Annotated in this window: 13 protein-coding genes; 5 read left to right on the top strand and 8 right to left on the bottom strand. The window is 67.9% G+C overall.

The window, feature by feature from the left end:
- Window positions 1–17: 17 nt before the first annotated feature.
- Window positions 18–782, bottom strand: a complete 765-nt coding sequence (locus BMZ17_RS08440; protein WP_093138172.1) for a LytR/AlgR family response regulator transcription factor — start codon at window positions 780–782, stop codon at window positions 18–20.
- Window positions 775–2,127: a sensor histidine kinase gene (locus BMZ17_RS08445; RefSeq protein WP_093138173.1), complete on the bottom strand. Its 1,353-nt coding sequence runs from the start codon at window positions 2,125–2,127 to the stop codon at window positions 775–777. The genes BMZ17_RS08440 and BMZ17_RS08445 overlap by 8 nt, the downstream gene beginning before the upstream one ends.
- A 294-nt stretch (window positions 2,128–2,421) precedes the next feature.
- Between BMZ17_RS08445 and BMZ17_RS08450 the strand changes: the two genes are divergently transcribed.
- Together BMZ17_RS08450 and BMZ17_RS08455 are read left to right on the top strand one after the other, a co-directional pair.
- The gene (locus tag BMZ17_RS08450; protein ID WP_139202854.1) at window positions 2,422–2,793 is read left to right on the top strand and encodes a hypothetical protein; all 372 of its coding nucleotides are present in this window, start codon (window positions 2,422–2,424) and stop codon (window positions 2,791–2,793) included.
- A gap of 124 nt (window positions 2,794–2,917) precedes the next feature.
- A complete protein-coding gene (locus tag BMZ17_RS08455; protein WP_254775254.1) occupies window positions 2,918–4,015 on the top strand; it encodes a tetratricopeptide repeat protein in 1,098 nt (365 codons plus the stop codon).
- 129 nt (window positions 4,016–4,144) lie between these two features.
- Here the strand turns inward: BMZ17_RS08455 and BMZ17_RS08460 are convergent, their stop codons facing one another.
- The gene (locus BMZ17_RS08460; RefSeq protein ID WP_093138175.1) at window positions 4,145–5,677 is read right to left on the bottom strand and encodes an L-piperidine-6-carboxylate dehydrogenase; all 1,533 of its coding nucleotides are present in this window, start codon (window positions 5,675–5,677) and stop codon (window positions 4,145–4,147) included.
- Between the two features lie 439 nt (window positions 5,678–6,116).
- Here BMZ17_RS08460 and BMZ17_RS08465 point away from each other — a divergent pair, with 439 nt between their 5' ends.
- Window positions 6,117–7,895: a sensor domain-containing diguanylate cyclase gene (locus BMZ17_RS08465; protein WP_093138176.1), complete on the top strand. Its 1,779-nt coding sequence runs from the start codon at window positions 6,117–6,119 to the stop codon at window positions 7,893–7,895.
- 4 nt (window positions 7,896–7,899) lie between these two features.
- On the opposite strand, the gene BMZ17_RS08470 is transcribed toward BMZ17_RS08465, so the two are convergent.
- Window positions 7,900–8,658 (bottom strand): sulfite exporter TauE/SafE family protein, encoded by a 759-nt coding sequence (locus BMZ17_RS08470; RefSeq protein WP_093139492.1) that lies wholly within the window; start codon window positions 8,656–8,658, stop codon window positions 7,900–7,902.
- A 111-nt stretch (window positions 8,659–8,769) separates the two neighbouring features.
- On the opposite strand from BMZ17_RS08470, the gene BMZ17_RS08475 reads away from it, so the two are divergent.
- Complete coding sequence (locus tag BMZ17_RS08475; RefSeq protein WP_093138177.1) at window positions 8,770–9,666, top strand: LysR family transcriptional regulator; 897 nt, start codon at window positions 8,770–8,772, stop codon at window positions 9,664–9,666.
- Between the two features lie 7 nt (window positions 9,667–9,673).
- Here the strand turns inward: BMZ17_RS08475 and BMZ17_RS08480 are convergent, their stop codons facing one another.
- The 3 genes from BMZ17_RS08480 to BMZ17_RS08490 all read right to left on the bottom strand — a co-directional run bounded on the left by BMZ17_RS08480 (window position 9,674) and on the right by BMZ17_RS08490 (window position 12,076).
- Entirely contained in the window at window positions 9,674–10,015 is a 342-nt protein-coding gene (locus BMZ17_RS08480; protein ID WP_093138178.1) for a DUF3325 domain-containing protein, read from the bottom strand.
- Window positions 10,012–11,616: a PepSY-associated TM helix domain-containing protein gene (locus BMZ17_RS08485; protein WP_093138179.1), complete on the bottom strand. Its 1,605-nt coding sequence runs from the start codon at window positions 11,614–11,616 to the stop codon at window positions 10,012–10,014. Before BMZ17_RS08485 ends, BMZ17_RS08480 begins: the two co-directional genes overlap by 4 nt.
- A gap of 142 nt (window positions 11,617–11,758) precedes the next feature.
- Window positions 11,759–12,076, bottom strand: a complete 318-nt coding sequence (locus BMZ17_RS08490; RefSeq protein ID WP_093138180.1) for a DUF3649 domain-containing protein — start codon at window positions 12,074–12,076, stop codon at window positions 11,759–11,761.
- Window positions 12,077–12,443: 367 nt separating this feature from the next.
- Between BMZ17_RS08490 and BMZ17_RS08495 the strand changes: the two genes are divergently transcribed.
- A complete protein-coding gene (locus BMZ17_RS08495; protein ID WP_217645770.1) occupies window positions 12,444–13,466 on the top strand; it encodes an Ldh family oxidoreductase in 1,023 nt (340 codons plus the stop codon).
- 98 nt (window positions 13,467–13,564) lie between these two features.
- On the opposite strand, the gene BMZ17_RS08500 is transcribed toward BMZ17_RS08495, so the two are convergent.
- The gene (locus BMZ17_RS08500) at window positions 13,565–15,463 is read right to left on the bottom strand and encodes a peptidoglycan-binding protein (protein WP_093138182.1); all 1,899 of its coding nucleotides are present in this window, start codon (window positions 15,461–15,463) and stop codon (window positions 13,565–13,567) included.
- Window positions 15,464–15,475 lie beyond the last annotated feature (12 nt).

The following is a 15,475-nucleotide window of genomic DNA, read 5'->3' on the forward strand; positions in this document are numbered from 1 at the left end:
GATGGCGTGCCGCTGGCTTACATGCCTTTGAACAGCCCCATGAAAGGCTGGCTCACGGTCAGCGATTCGGGGCGATGGCGCAGCCGCAGTTGTCCCTTGCCGCTGTCATCGCGTAGCACCGAAGCCACTGCCTTGAGGTTGACGATCGTGGAGCGATGGATCTGTTTGAACACCGCCGGATCCAGCGCGACGAGCAGCTCGCGCAACGGCGTTCGCAAGAGCGCCTCGCCCTCGGCGGTCATCACCACGGTGTACTTCTGATCGGCGCGGAAATAGGCCACGTCTTCGAGCAGGATCAGGCGTGTTTCGCGGCCGACCGTGGCCGTGACCCAGGCCAGCGGAGCCACCTCCGGCCGGACCCTGGGGGCCAGGCGCTTGAGCAGTGCATCCAGCACGGCCACGTCGGGTGCCGCCGTGTGGCCGCGCGCCTTGAGCCGTTGCACGGCCCACTCCAGCCGGTCCTGGCTGACCGGCTTGAGCAGGTAATCCACCGCGCCATGCTCGAAGGCTTCCACCGCGTACTGGTCGTAGGCCGTCACGAAGACCACCTGCGTCGCCGGGCTGGCATCGGCCACCGCGCGTGCGACCTCGATGCCGGTCAGTCCCGGCATGCGGATGTCCAGGAAGGCGACGGCGGGCTGTCGCTCGGCGATGGCTTCCAGCGCGCTGGCGCCATCGCTGCACTCGGCTGCGATCTGCAGCTCCGGCCAGGCCTGGCGCAGCTGCGCCACCAGCGCGGCCCGCAGCAGGTCTTCGTCCTCGGCGACGACACACTCAACCATGCTGGCCAACCTCGACGAAGGCCTGCGGTGGCGGTGGCGGGGTGAGGTGCGACGTCGGCGCCGGCCGCGCGCCATGCGATGCCGGTGACATCGCCTGGCCGTGCAGGCGCGGGCCGGGCACGATCAACGTGGCGGCGACGCCCTGCGGGAAGTTGGAGGTCAGGGAAAAGCTGGCCTGCACGCCATAGGTCAGGCGCAGGCGTTCGCGCAGGTTCTGCAGGCCGATCCCGGTCCCGCTGCTGGGGGCGCCGCCCAGGCCCAGGCCGTCGTCGGCGACGGTGATCGCCACGCCATCGTCGACCGACCTGGCCATGATCCAGAGCGTGCCGCCGCCGGGCTTGGGTTCCAGGCCGTGCTTGATGGCGTTCTCCACCAGGGTCTGCAGCATCATCGACGGCAACGGGACGGCTTTGAGGGCATCGGGCACCTCGATGTTGGCCTGCAACCTGGCGCCCATCCGGATCTTGAGGATCTCCAGGTAGGCCTGCGTGCGTTCCAGCTCCTCGCCCAGCGGCGACATGGCGTTTTCTTCGCGCGGAAGCGAGCGGCGCAGGTACTGGATCAGATGCCCCAGCATCTGTTCGGCGCGCGGCGGGTCGGTGGCGGCCAGGACCTGGGCGTTGGCCAGGGTGTTGTAGAGGAAGTGCGGCTCGACCTGGGCCTGCAGCAGGTTCAGGCGCGCCTGGGTGAGTTCCTTCTCGTTGGCGTTGTGTTCCGACGCGGCCTGCTCCGCGCGCCGGCGCTCGGCGACCCGACGCGCGATGGCGCGGGTCAGGGATTCGATGTGTTCGTAATTGGCGCCCTTGTCCACCGTGTACAGGTCACGCCAGGCGCCTGCGTCGGGCTCGCAGTGGAGGCTGGCGCGGCAGGTGCCATCGGCCGGCATGATGGTCACCTGGACCTCGTCCTGCTTGATCGCGCAATGGGCCAGCAGGTTGTACCAGGGGATCTTGCGCTGCGGGTCCACGCCCGGTCGCGGCACCCGGCCATGCAGGCTCAGGCTGTCGCGGGTGGGGATCACCGACTGGATGCGCGGCAGCTCGCGCAGGGCGCCTTCGATCAGCCCGAACGCCTCGTCGGCCTCCATCGGCAGGTCGACCGTACGACGCTGTCGGCTGGACAGGGTTGCCGCATCGACGTCGCCGGCCAGCACCCGTACCCGATGCAGATGATCGATCACGCGCACGGCGGCGGCGATGGTCAGGCCGATGGCAGCCAGCCAGAAGAGGATGCCTGGCGGTGCTTCCATGTGGTGGAAGAAGCCCGACCACAGGAAGGCGACCACCAGCGCAGACAGGCCCCAGGCCACGACGATGCGCACAAACAGGAACACACTGGTCAACACGGCATCACCCCGGAGCGAACTTGTGCGGCGGAGCATACCCAGCCAATGCGCAGGCGCCAGCCAGCAGGCGACCAAGCCGGGGATAGGCCGACCAAATGCGTGCCTGGGCGCCTGAAACCATCAGTGCCGGCGTGTGATGTGCGAGGTGTTGTTGCGCTGGCCACTGATTCGTCGAAGGGCCGTGCGACGTCGATCCTTGCAGTTAAAAACGGAAGGCACGTGCGATTGGTCGGCAACGTTGACGAAGCTTCACTTCACCGCGCGCAAGCAAAGCACGGACAGGACCATTGGCACATGCCGTCGCCGCCCCTATTCACGATAGTGAAAGCTGGGGTGGAAATCGGGGCGCGCATGACCGGGGCAATGAATCGATCACCGTTGGTGGTCTGGTGCCTGGCGCAGGAACAGGCGCATTGGCAGGCCTTCTGCCTGGCACGGGGTGTGTCGGGCGACGAGTTCGTCGCGCGCTGGCGGCTTGCGCGCACGATCTACGATCTGGCTGCGGCCGCACCGCGCGAACCGATGGAGGCACTGCTGTCGCGCTTCCTGCTGGAAAGCGAGGCATCGGGCTACGACGAGCTCGACCGGCGATGCATGTTCGGCCGGGTCTGGGGCCGCATCCTGCAGCGCATGAAGGGGCATCTGGGGCCGTTCGAACTGTCCTGATGCGGGCCGGTTCCAACGCGCGCTGACGCCACACCTCAGACGTCGGGAATTGCCGACATACGGCAGCACCGGCGGCGCCAGCGCAGGCGTAGAGTGCGCGTCACCTGCTGTGTGGAGGTGTCCGATGTCCGTCCTGGCCTCGTTCCTGCTCGCCTCCGCCCTGGCCGTCGCGCCGCCACCGCCGACGTTGCCCGCGCCGGCCCTTCCGCCGCCCGCGCAGGAAACGCTGCTGGAGATTCCGCCCGAGTTGCGTCACCTGCTGCAGCAGCGCGTGGTCCGGCGCAGCCAGTCCGAGCCCGAGCGCCTGCAGCGTCTGGTGCACCTGATGTTCGACAGCGATGGCCTGGCCCTGCAGTACGGCGCCAGTGATACGCATAGCGTGGCCGAGAGTTTCGCCACGCGCCGGATCAACTGCCTGTCCTTCACCCTGATGTTCGTCGCGCTGGCGCGGCAGGTCGGGCTGACGGCGCGTGCGCAGGAGGTCGGGCAGGCATTGGCCTGGTACGAGCACGACGGGCTGGGTTACAGCTACGGACACGTCAACGTGCAGGTGCGCATGGACGGGCGCGTGGTCACGGTCGATCTGGACAGCAGCGTGCTGGTCGACCGGCGCGGCCCGCGCACGATTCCCGATACGCGTCTGTTCGCGCACTACTACAACAACCGCGCCACCGAGCTGATGGCCGTGGGCGATAACGCGCAGGCGCGCGCGTATTTCGTGCAGGCGCTGCGCGTGGATCCCAAGCTGGTCGATGCCTGGAACAACCTGGGCCTGCTGGAAGCGCGCGAAGGTGCGTTGAACGCCGCGGCTGCCGACTACACGCAGGCATTGATGCTCGATCCGCAGTACGCCTCGGCGATGTCCAACGCCTTCAATCTCTATCGGCGCATGGGCGACGATGCCCGCGCCAGCCAGATGCTCGTACGCCTGCAGCAGGTGCGCGTGCGCGATCCTTTCCATCAGTACACGCTGGGGATGGAAGCAGAACGCAACGGCGACTATGCCAGCGCGATCCGCGACTACAACAGCGCCATCGGCCTGTATCCGGACGCGCATCAGTTCCACTTCGCGCTGGCGCGGGTGGCCTTCCTGTCCGGCAACAGCGCGCTGGCCGATCGCGAGTTGCGCCTGGCCCGTTCGCTTGGCCCGCCGGGCGACCAGCAGCGCTACCAGGCCAAGCTGGAGAGCTTGCAGCGGCTGCGCCAGGCCAACCGGCAATAGCGCCGCGCGCGAATGAACACGACACGTTCCTTGCCCACTTCAAGGCAACGCGCAGATACACGAACGGCGCCATGATCGGCGCCGTTCGTCTTGTTGCCGGGCCGCGCATGGCGGCCTGGCGACGATCGCTTACAGGTCGAACTTGATGCCCTGTGCCAGCGGCAGCGAATCGGAATAGTTGATCGTGTTGGTCTGGCGGCGCATGTAGGCCTTCCATGCATCCGAACCCGACTCGCGACCGCCGCCGGTGTCCTTCTCGCCACCGAACGCACCGCCGATCTCCGCACCGCTGGTGCCGATGTTGACGTTGGCGATGCCGCAGTCGCTGCCGGCGGCCGACAGGAACTTCTCGGCCGACTTGAGGTTGTTGGTGAAGATCGAGGACGACAGGCCCTGCGGCACGCCGTTCTGCATGTCGATGGCTTCGTCCAGCGTCTCGTACTTCATCACGTACAGGATCGGGGCGAAGGTCTCGTGCTGGACCACCGCGTCGGAGTTCTTCAGGCCGGAGATGATCGTGGGCAGGACGAAGTTGCCGTCGCGCTCGATCGCGCTGCCGCCGCTTTCCACGGTGCCGCCAGCGGCCTTGGCCTGCTCGATCGACTTGAGGAACGCATCGACCGCCGATTTGCTGTTGAGCGGGCCCATCAGGTTGGCCGCGTCCAGCGGATCGCCAATCTTGCCTTCGACCTGCTTGTACGCCTTGACCAGGGTGGCCAGCACGGCGTCGTAGATCGAGGCGTGCACGATCAGGCGGCGGGTGGTGGTGCAGCGCTGGCCGGCGGTGCCGACGGCGCCAAACACGATGCCCGGCACGGCCAGCTTCAGGTCGGCGGTTTCGTCCAGGATGATGGCGTTGTTGCCGCCCAGTTCCAGCAGGCTGCGGCCCATGCGACGCGCGACACGCTCACCGACGGTGCGGCCGACTTCGGTCGAGCCGGTGAAGCTGATCAGCGGAATGCGCTTGTCGTCGACGAACTGTTGGGCCAGTTCGATGCCGGCATCATTGATCAGGAAGAACAGGTCCGGGAAGCCAGCCTCGGCGAGGGCTTCGTTGCAGATCTTCTGCACGGCGATCGCGGTCAGCGGGGTCTTGTTGGAGGGCTTCCAGATGCAGATGTCGCCGCAGATCGTGGCCAGGAACGCATTCCACGACCACACCGCGACCGGGAAATTGAACGCGCTGATGATGCCGACCAGGCCGATCGGGTGGTACTGCTCGTACATCCGGTGGCCCGGGCGCTCCGAGTGCATGGTGTAGCCGTAGAGCATGCGGCTCTGGCCGACGGCGAAGTCGGCGATGTCGATCATCTCCTGCACTTCGCCATCGCCCTCGGGCTTGGACTTGCCCATTTCCAGCGCGACCAGCGAGCCGAGCAGGTCCTTGTTCCTGCGCAGGGCTTCGCCGCACAGGCGCACGGCTTCGCCGCGACGCGGGGCCGGCGTGGTGCGCCACACCTTGTAGGCGGCCTGGGCGCGTTCGATCACGGAGGCGTAGTCGGCCTGGCTGCTGGCGTGGACGGTGGCGATGACGGCATTGGTGGTCGGGTTGACCGACTCCAGCACGCCGGCATCGGTGGTCTTGGACCATTCGCCCTGGCCGAGGTAGGTGCCGGAATTGGTCGGGCCAAGGCCCAGGGCCTTGAGCAGGTCAGCAGACATCGTGACTCCTTGCAGAGGGACGACGGCCCGGGCGGGCCATCGGAAACCGCCATCGCGGCGGGGGGATGGCGCGATTATCCCGACCTGGCGTTGCAAAACCCAGCTTGCATTTGGACGGAATGCCCGGGTGGTTCGTCGGAAAGGATGGATGTTTCGGCGATCTGGTCAGGCATGCGGGCCGACTGGACGGTCTGCCTCGGTGGCACGGACGTGCCCGGTTTCGATAGCGACGCTGTACCGATCCGGGACGCATGCGGTGATGGCATCGCCCGGCCATGCGCACACTCGGCGCCGAACATGTGACGTTTGCGCCAGCGCATCGGAACTGTGGTTGGAGTCTCATGCGCTGTCGTCATCGCGCCTGGCTGAATGGGCAAAATGCAGGCGTAATCCGAAAGTCCGCCGTGACGCGGGCCGTAGCCGCAGAGGTGCGTGAGCGATGGGCGAGACCGTGCTGGACCGCGAGTACGAGGCCGAGCGGCTGCAGCGCCTGCTGGACCTGCGCCTGCTGGATACGCCAGCCGAGCCGCTGTTCGACGCCTTGACCCGCGCCGCGGCCGAGTTGACCGGTTCGCCAGTGGCGCTGGTGACCCTGATCGAACAGGACCGGCAGTGGTTCAAGTCCAACTACGGGTTGCCCGGCGCCGAGTCCACCACGCGCAGCACCGCGATGTGTGATTACGCGATCCGCAGCGATGAGTTGATGGAGGTGCGCGATGCGCGGCGCGACGTGCGCTTCTCGCGCTTCGAGACCGTGGTCGGCGAGCCGCACGTGCGGTTCTACGCCGGAGCGCCGTTGACGCTCTCATCGGGATACAGGATCGGCACGCTGTGCGTGTTCGATACCGTGCCGCGCGACCTCACCGACAGCCAGCGCACGGCGCTGCAGCAGCTGGCCAAGGCCACCGTGGCCGCGATCGAGCTGCGCGCGCAGCTGATGAAGAACCAGGAATCGCTGACCCGCAACGCCCTGGAGCTGTCATCGCAGCTGCAGCGTGGCGCGGCTTTGGAGCGACGGCTGCGTGCCAGCGAGGCGTTCCTGGAGCGCACCGGCAAGGCCGCGGGCGTGGGCGGGTTCGAAGCGGACCTGGATGGCGGCGACATCCTGTGGTCGGATGAGACCTGCCGCATCCACGAAGTGCCGCCGGGCTTCATCCCGTCCACCTATGAAGAGGCCTATTCCTTCTATCCCGAGCCTGCGCGCGGCGTGATCCAGCAGGCCGTGCAGCACGCGGTGGAGACCAGTGAGGGCTGGGACCTGGAACTGCCGCTGGTCACGCGCACGGGACGGCCCATCTGGGTGCGGACCATGGGCAACATGGAAGTACTGGAAGGCCGGCGCAAGCTGGTCGGTGCTTTCCAGGATGTCACCCTTCGCCACCGCGCGGTGGAGGCGATGGAAGCCAGCGAGCGCCGCTTCCGCAAGATTTTCCAGTTCAGCCTGGGCCTGATCTGCACCCATGACGCCGACGGCATGGTGTTGAGCATCAATCCGGCGGCGGCGCGCTCGCTGGGAATGGAGGTGTCCGCGCTGCTGGGTCGCCCGTTGTCGACGTTCATGCGGGCCGAACGCCACGAGCAGTTTCAGGCCTACCTGGCGCGGATCTACGGCGATGGCATCGCTTCTGGCACGATCGAGCTGATCGCCAGCGACGGTGGGCTGCGTTACTGGAATTTCCACAACGTGCTCGATGACGAAGGGGACGAGCCCTACGTGTTGGCGCATGCCCAGGATGTGACCGCGCAGTACGGCCAGGAGCGCCTGCTGCGCGAGCTGTCGCAGCGCGATCCGCTGACCAACTGCTTCAACCGTCGTTATCTGCTGCAACTGGAAACCCTGTGGGCGCAGGCGCCGGTGGCCTGCGTGGCTTTCGACCTGGACCACTTCAAGCAGGTCAACGACACCCACGGCCACCAGCGGGGAGATGAGGTGCTGGTGGGCTTTGCCGAGTTCCTGCAGCGCCACACGCGCGACCGGGATGTGGTGGTGCGGCTGGGCGGGGACGAGTTCGCGGTGCTGCTGGCCGGTGCAAGCGAGGAAGGGTTGCAGCAATGGCTGTCGCGGGTGCGCGCCGATGCCGACCAGGCACCGATCGGCTTCTCCAAGGGGGCGGCCGTGCGCATTCCCGGCGAGACCCTGGAGCAGACCCTGGCCAACGCCGACCAGGAGCTGTATCGCAAGCGCCGGCGGCATCGCAGCAGGGTCGCCGGCGACTGAGGATTCATCCGTGCCGCGTGAGCATGCCCGGCAGCGCGCTGCCGGCCAGGTACACGCCCAGCACCGCCAGCGAGATCAGGAAACAGCGCCGGAAGGTCTGCGGCGACAGCCGCCTGCGCAGCGCGGTGCCCAGCGACATGCCGATCAGCGTTGGTACCACCAGCGCGCACGAAGTGGCCACGTCGGCCAGGTGGAAGGCGCCGGCGGCGGCCAGGTTCACCGACAGGGCCAGCGTGGACACGGTGAACGACAGGCCCATCGCCTGCACCAGCGCGTCGCGCTCCAGCTTCAACGATTGCAGGTAAGGCACCGCCGGCATCACGAACACGCCGCTGATCGCCGTGACCACGCCGGTGGCCAAGCCCATCGCCACGCCACGCCGAGGCGGTCCCGGTGGCAGCTGCCAGCCGGCCAGGCCGCTGGCCGCATACACGCACAGCACGATGCCCAGGATCACCGACGCCCAGGCGCCGGCCGGCGCGCCCCACACCAACCCGGCCAGCAACGTGCCGATCACCGTGCCCAGCTGTAGCTGCCAGGTTCTGCGCAGCAACGGCGCTAGTGCGTTCAACGGGCGCATCTGCCACAGATTGCTCAACAGCGAGGGCACCACCAGCAGCGCGGCGGCGTGGCTGGGCAGCATGAAGAGGGCCAGCAGCGCCATCGAGATCGTCGGTAGCCCCAGTCCGATCACGCCCTTGACCGTGCCGGCGGCGATGAAGATCGCGACCACGGCCAGCCACAGCGTCAGCGATGCTTGCATGAAGGACGTCCTGGAAAACGGGCCGCCACTGTCGGCGAAGCGCGGCGATCGCACCATCGGGATCTGCCGCAGCCAGCCTCAGGCCACGCCGAAGGCTGCTAGCCTGCGCCGATGCGTTTCGACCTCACCGACCTGGGCCTGTTCGTGCATGTGTGCGAGGCGGGCTCGATCACGGCCGGCGCCGAGCGCGCCTGCCTGACGCTCGCCTCGGCCAGCGAGCGCATCCGCGGCATGGAGGCGCGCCTGGGCCAGCCGCTGCTGCTGCGCAAGGCGCGCGGGATTGCCCCGACCGAAGCCGGCAACGTGCTGCTGCAGCACGCGCACCGCGTGATAGAGGAAGTGCGGCAGCTGCAGGCCGCGCTCGCCGCCTTGAACACGGATTCGACGACCCGCATCCGCGTGTTCGCCAACACCTCGGGCCTGAGCGATGTGCTGCCGCGCAAGGTGCCGGCGTTCCTGCGCGCGCATCCCGGCGTGCAGGTCGAGACGGAAGAGCACGTGAGCGAATTCATCGCCGAAGCCGTGCGCCGCGGTGACTGCGACTTGGGGATCGCCTCCGATGCGGCCGACCTGCGCGGCCTGCACTGCCATCCGCTGCGCGCCGATGCCCTGGTGCTGGCGGTGCCTGCTGGTCACGCGCTGGAGGGCAGTGCACCGCGGTCGCTCACGCAGATCGCGCGGCAGGCCTTCGTCGGTTTGATGGAAGACGCCGCCCAGCAGGTGCTGATCGAACGGAACCTGACGCTGGCCGGCGTGGCGCTGACCTGGCGCCTGCGCGTGCGCAGCCTGGAGGACGTGTGTCGCATGGTCGGCGAAGGCGTCGGCCTGGGCGTGCTGCCGGCGATGGTGGTGCGCCGATTCGGGCGGCGCCACGGCGTGCGCGCGGTGCCCCTGACCGAAGCCTGGACCCAGCGCACGCTGATGCTGTGCCTGCGCGATGCGAAAGCGTTGTCGCCGATGGTCAAGGCGCTGGCCGATCACCTGCAGCCAGCGCGCCGCGCACGCTGACGCGGTTTCAGCCCAAGCGCGACAGTAGCATCGCCACCAGCGCGAGCACCGGCAGCGTCAGCGCGGCCGGCTTCACCCAGCGCGGGCGATACGGCAGCAGGCCATAGGTGATCGCGATGCCCGAAGCAGTCATCGTCCCCAGCCACCACAGCGGCCCGATGGTCCAGCCGCGCGCGACCACGGCCACGGCGAAAGCCGCCGCGGTCAGCGCCCAGCCGGCCCAGTGCAGGCGCTGCATCGTCGCGGCGCCGGCGCGCTGGGCGCCGTGCAGCTCCACCTGGTGCTTCTCCATCGACAGGCACAGCGCGACAAAGGCGCTGAAGGCCAAGGCGAAGGCCAGCGCGCTCACGCCGCGCCTCCGTCGGCCGCGGGCGTCTGGGTCGCCTGCACCTGGCGGCGGCGCTTTTCCGCGGCCGAGACCGGCGGCTGCCAGCGCTGCATGCGGCGCGCGCAGTAGCCCAGCACCACGCCGATGGCGCAGGTGACCAGGTCCACGCCGGCCAGCGCCCAGTCACCGTTGCGCAGCGTCACGCCCAGGTGGACGTGCGTGGTGAAGGCGTTCAGCACCGGGATCAGCACGAACAGCGCCGACGCCACGTACAGCAGCCACGCCCACATCTGCCGACGCGGCCAGAGGAACCCGGCCAGGATGCACAGCCCCCACATGATGAAGAACGTATTGGCCTCGGCGCCCGGGCGTTCGGCCAGGCCCAGCGGCAGCAGCCGGTTGGCCCAGAAGTAGCTGGCGAATGCCACCGGCAGGCCGGCGACCGCGCCGATGTTCAACGCATCGACCAGGCGCAGGCCGAAGCCGACCTTGCCCGACTTGGCGTGCTTGGTGCGCTCCTTGATGCCCCACAGCACCGCGCCGCTGGCCACCATCAGGCAGCCCAGCAGGCCCGAAGTGAAGAACAGCAGCCGCAACCCGGCATCGGCGAAGCGCGCGATGTGCAGGCCGTACATCACCCCGCGCGTTTCCGATGCGCCGCCAGCGCTGCCGCTGCGCGCCAGCACCTGGCCGGTGTTGGCATCCAGGCGCAGGCCCGGGGTTTCATACGACAGGCGGCGCCCGTCGCGCTGATAGACATCCACCACCGAGGCCGCATCGCCCGGATGATTGACCTTGAAGCTGGCCACGTCCTTGCCGTGCCACTCGATGCGCGCACTGTCGAGCAGGGCGGCGATGGCGCGCGGCGTGCCGGCGGTGCCTGCCGCGGGGCCGGCGTCGGGCAGGTCGCTGAAGGACTCGGTGTAGAACGCGTCAGCGCCTTCCGGGTAGGCCGCCTTGATGCTCAGCGGCAGGTACATGACCATCAACGTGACGATGCCGGTGTAGGTGATCATCAGGTGGTAGGGCAACGCCATCACCGCGCTGATGTTGTGGAAATCCAGCCACGAGCGCTGGCCCTTGCGCGGGCGGAAGGTGAAGAAGTCCTTGAAGATCTTCTTGTGCGTGATCACGCCAGTGATGATCGCCACCAGCATGAACATCGCGCAGAAGCCCACCAGGTAGCGCGCCCACAGCACCGGGATGTAGTACAGGTCGAAGTGCAGGCGATAGAAGAAATCGCCGCCGCGGGTGTCGCGCACGTCGGACTTCTCGCCGGTGGCCGCATCGATGGTGGCCTGGCCGAAACGCTCGCGGCGCGAGGCGCCTTCCTTGGCCGGGTTCATCCAGTACATGTCCAGCGACGGATTGCGCGCGTCGGGCAGGGTGACGTTCCAGTACTCGGCGTTGGGCGCTTCGGTCTTGAGGAAGTGCAGCGCGTTGGCCGCGGCGACATCGGGCGCGACCACGCTGCGCGGCAGCTCCGGACGCATCCAGCGGCTGATCTCCTGCCGGTAGTAGCTGGCAGTGCCGCCCATGAAGATCAGCAGCAACAGCCAGCTGACCAGCAGCCCGGTCCAGGTGTGCAGCCAAGCCATCGACTGGCGGAAGCCCTGTTTCATGGCGCACCTCCCTGTGCGCCACCCTGCGGGCGGCTGCGCCGTGAAAAAAATGCCGGGAGCAATTTTTTGCCATCGCCTTGCGATGGCCCGCAGGGTTGCTGCCATGGAAGGCAGCAACAAAAACGACGGTCCTGTCGTTTTTTCATGCGGCACCTCGCAGCAACCACGTGGCCAGGGCCATCAAGACGGCGGGCGTGACGATGCCCCACCAGGCCTTCCAGGCGCTGCGCACGGCAAAGGCCCACAGCGCCGCGCAGGCGCAGATCACGATCGCCGTCAGCATCCCGGTCAGCACCGCCTGGCTGCGCGCCATCGGCAGGGCCACGGCCATCAGCGCCCCGGTGCTGGCGGCCAGCGCATAGCCGCCGAAGATCGCCGCGAGGCTGCGCGACAGCACACCCAGCCAGGGCCGCTTCCAGAAGGCCAATGGCGCTGCATCGGCGGTGCTACGCGAGCTCATGGCGCGTGCGCCCCTGCGGTGGTGTGGCCTGCCGCAATCGGCATCCGCCGGGCACGCGGCGAGTGGGGCGTCGGGGGTGGGGACGGCATGGGAATCCTGTTCGCGAACGTCAGCGGGACCGTCCACGCGCGCGGCATTGGAACGGGGTGCAGTGGCTGGCCGCGGCTCTCCATGAAGCGGCAGTGCGGGGCACTGCAGGGCGTAGCTGATGAGAATTGTTCTCTTTTGTGGCGGTTCCGTCAAACCCGCTTCTCGTCCTGCGCGTCGCATCTGCGGCAGACGTTGGCCCGCGCCCGTTGGCACGCACGCGCCCGAGATGGTCGAATGCAGTCGCGGTCCCCACGGCCGCGCCTGCCGAAGGACACCTTTGAACCTGCCCGCTACCGACGCCGCCCCGGGCCGCGTCACCCTGAGCCTGGACGCCGCGATCGCGCTGGCCGACCAGGCGCTTCGCAAGACCGGCCTGCCTGTCGACGCCGCGCGGATCGTCGCCCAGGCGCTGGTCGCCGCCGATGCCGATGGCCTGCCCTCGCACGGCTTGGCGCGCATGCCGTTCTATCTGGCCCAGTTGCACAGCGGGAAGATCCGCGCCGCGGCCGTGCCGCAGATCCGCGTGGCCGGCGCCACCGTGCAGGTCGACGTGGCACATGGGTTCGCCTTCCCCGCCGTGCAGGCCGGCCTGCCACAGGCGATGGCGCTGGCGCGCGAGCTGGGCATCGCGGCGCTGTCGCTGGCCCATTCGCATCACTTCGGCGTGGCCGGGCATCCGGTCGAACAGGCCGCGCGCGAAGGCCTGATCGCGCTGGCTTTCAGCAACGCGCCGGCGGCCATCGCCCCGTGGGGCGGGCGCACGCCGCTGTTCGGCACCAATCCGATTGCGTTTGCCGCGCCGCGCGCACAAGGCGATCCGCTAGTGGTGGACCTGTCGCTATCCAAGGTCGCGCGCGGCAAGGTGATGCTGGCCCAGCAGGCCGGCACCACGATCCCGGACGACTGGGCGCTGGACATCGAAGGTCAGCCCACCACCGATCCGACCGCTGCGATGGCGGGCAGCATGTTGCCCGCTGGCGATGCCAAGGGCGCGGCGCTGGCGCTGATGCTGGAATTGCTCTGTGCGGGATTGACCGGCAGCAGTTTTGCCTTCCAGGCCAACTCGCTGTTCGATGCCGAAGGCGCGCCTCCGGACATCGCGCACCTGATGCTGTTGATCGATCCGACGCGGTTCGCCGAGGGCTTCACCGACCGGGTCGAGATGCTCTGCGCCGCGATGCTGGCGCAGGACGGCGTGCGCCTGCCCGGCAGCCGACGCTGGCAGATCCGTGCGCAGCACCAGCGCGACGGCATCACGCTGCCGGCAGCGCTGGTCGAGGCCTTGCGCGCCGCGGGTTGAAGGCGCGTCCCCGCGTGATGGCCTGAAACGACAACGCCCGCCGGGAAGGCGGGCGTTGAGGTGTTCATCGACGTGACCGCTTGTCGCGGCCAGCAGGCTTACGCCATCGCGCGCGTGGCGTTCTCGCGTTCCTGCGTGCGCTGCGAGGCATCCAGCGCCGGGGCCGGCGTCGCCGCCACCTCCTGGCGTAGCTGCAACGCGCTCTGTTCGGCCGGCTGCTGGGTGGCCTGGGCTTTGTCTAGGTAGATGCGCTGGTGCGCGGCGGAATTGAGTTCGCCCTGCACCGCGAACAAGCCTTTGCCATCCGGGCTCTGCACCACGTGGTCGATCTGCTTGAGGCCACTGACGCGCGCTTCGAACACCATCTTCGCCGCAGCATTCTCCAGCGCGTGGTGATCCTTGAACGCGCCCGGTCCCAGCGTCTCCATGCCGGCGACGGCCTGCTTGTACATCGCGTTGTCCGGATGGTTTGCATCGGCCAGCAACGGCGCCTTGGCCGCGCCCTGCAGCGCCTCGCGCGTCTTGCTGCCGATCACGCCATCGGCCTCCAGCCCATGCGCCTGCTGGAAGGCCTTGACCGCCGTGGTGCTGCGCGAGCCGAAGTCGCCATCCTCGCGCAGCGGCTTGCCCTCGCCATCGCGATAGCCGAAGCGGTTGAGCAGCGCCTGCGTCTGCTGCACGTCCTCGCCCTTGGCGCCGTCCTTGAGCGTGCGCGGGCCGTCGGCGTGCCTGGCGTCCTGCGCCGGCTTGGCGACGGTCTCGCCACGGTCCTGCGTCTGGGTCTGCGCGCGGTCCTGCAGCAGGTCGCGGGCCTTTGACAGCGGATCGGTGGCATAGAGCTTCACGCCGTGCGACTGCTTGTAGTCCAGGTACCTGTCGACGGTGGTCAGTTCCACGCCCTCGCCACCGCGCGACTGGCTGATCATCAGCGCGCCGGACTTGGGATCGCGCACGACCATCGTGATGTGGTCGATCCCCTTGAAGCGCCCCTTGTCGAAGCTGGTCGGCCCGTTGTCCTCGCCGATGATCATGCCTTCCTTCAGCACCCCGGCCGTCACCGCCTTGCCCTCGATCATCACGCCGGAGCGTTGCTGGCTCTTGCGGACGATTTCCGAGGCGCTGTCGTTGCCCAGGTCGAAGCGGTCGGTCTTGCTGAAGATCGCTTGGTGGGACTTCTGATTGATCTCCAGCATCGTGGCGTTCTGCAGCGTCCCGACCCATCCGGAACAATCGACGCTGCCTTGCTCGGGATGCTTGCCGCCGAGCTTGTAGGTGACATCGTCGTACTTGCGTGTCAGGGCATACGCCTGCTCCAGCGCAATGCCATGCTCGGGCTTCGGCGTGGGTTTGGCCGGTTCCGCTGCGGCTTCGCTGCGTTGCGGTGCGGCCGTGGCCGTCAGGGGCTGGATCTGCTTTTCGGGAATGCTGACGTGCTGGAACTTGGCTTCCCAATAACCAGTGAAGGCTTTGGCCATGTCGCGATCGGACATGTGGGTGAAGCGCTCGTATGACTGATGCGTCACCCGCTCGAAGTCGCGCTCACTGACGTTGTTGATGATCAATGCGCGCGTGCTGGAGCGGCCGAATTCGCCGGTCGCGATAGCCGTCTGGATCGAGGCGTAGCCGGCGGCGCCCTGCTGGTGGGCCAAGTACAGGTCCAGTCCATCGGGCTGCGGCTTGCCGGACAGATACGGGCGCCCGTCCTGTTCGTGATGACGGGTCAGTTGCTGGCGATTGTGCAGATACAGGCGTGCAGCGGCGTCGGTGTTGGCAACGGGGTCGAGTTCGCGCCCGGCGATGCCGTAGTCCCTGGCCGTATCGGGAACGAACTGGAACAGACCCTTGGCGCCATGGGCGCCACGTGAGGCGCGTTCGTCGAAGGTGCCGCCTGTTTCGATATAGGCAAAGCGCATGAAGTCATCGCGCGGGATGCCATGTTGCTTTGCTTGGGTTTCGATGATGTCCAGGACTTCGGACTTCGGGTAGTCACGTGCCATCGCGTTCTCCTT

The organism is Pseudoxanthomonas sp. GM95, from assembly GCF_900109775.1.
GTDB lineage: Bacteria > Pseudomonadota > Gammaproteobacteria > Xanthomonadales > Xanthomonadaceae > Pseudoxanthomonas_A.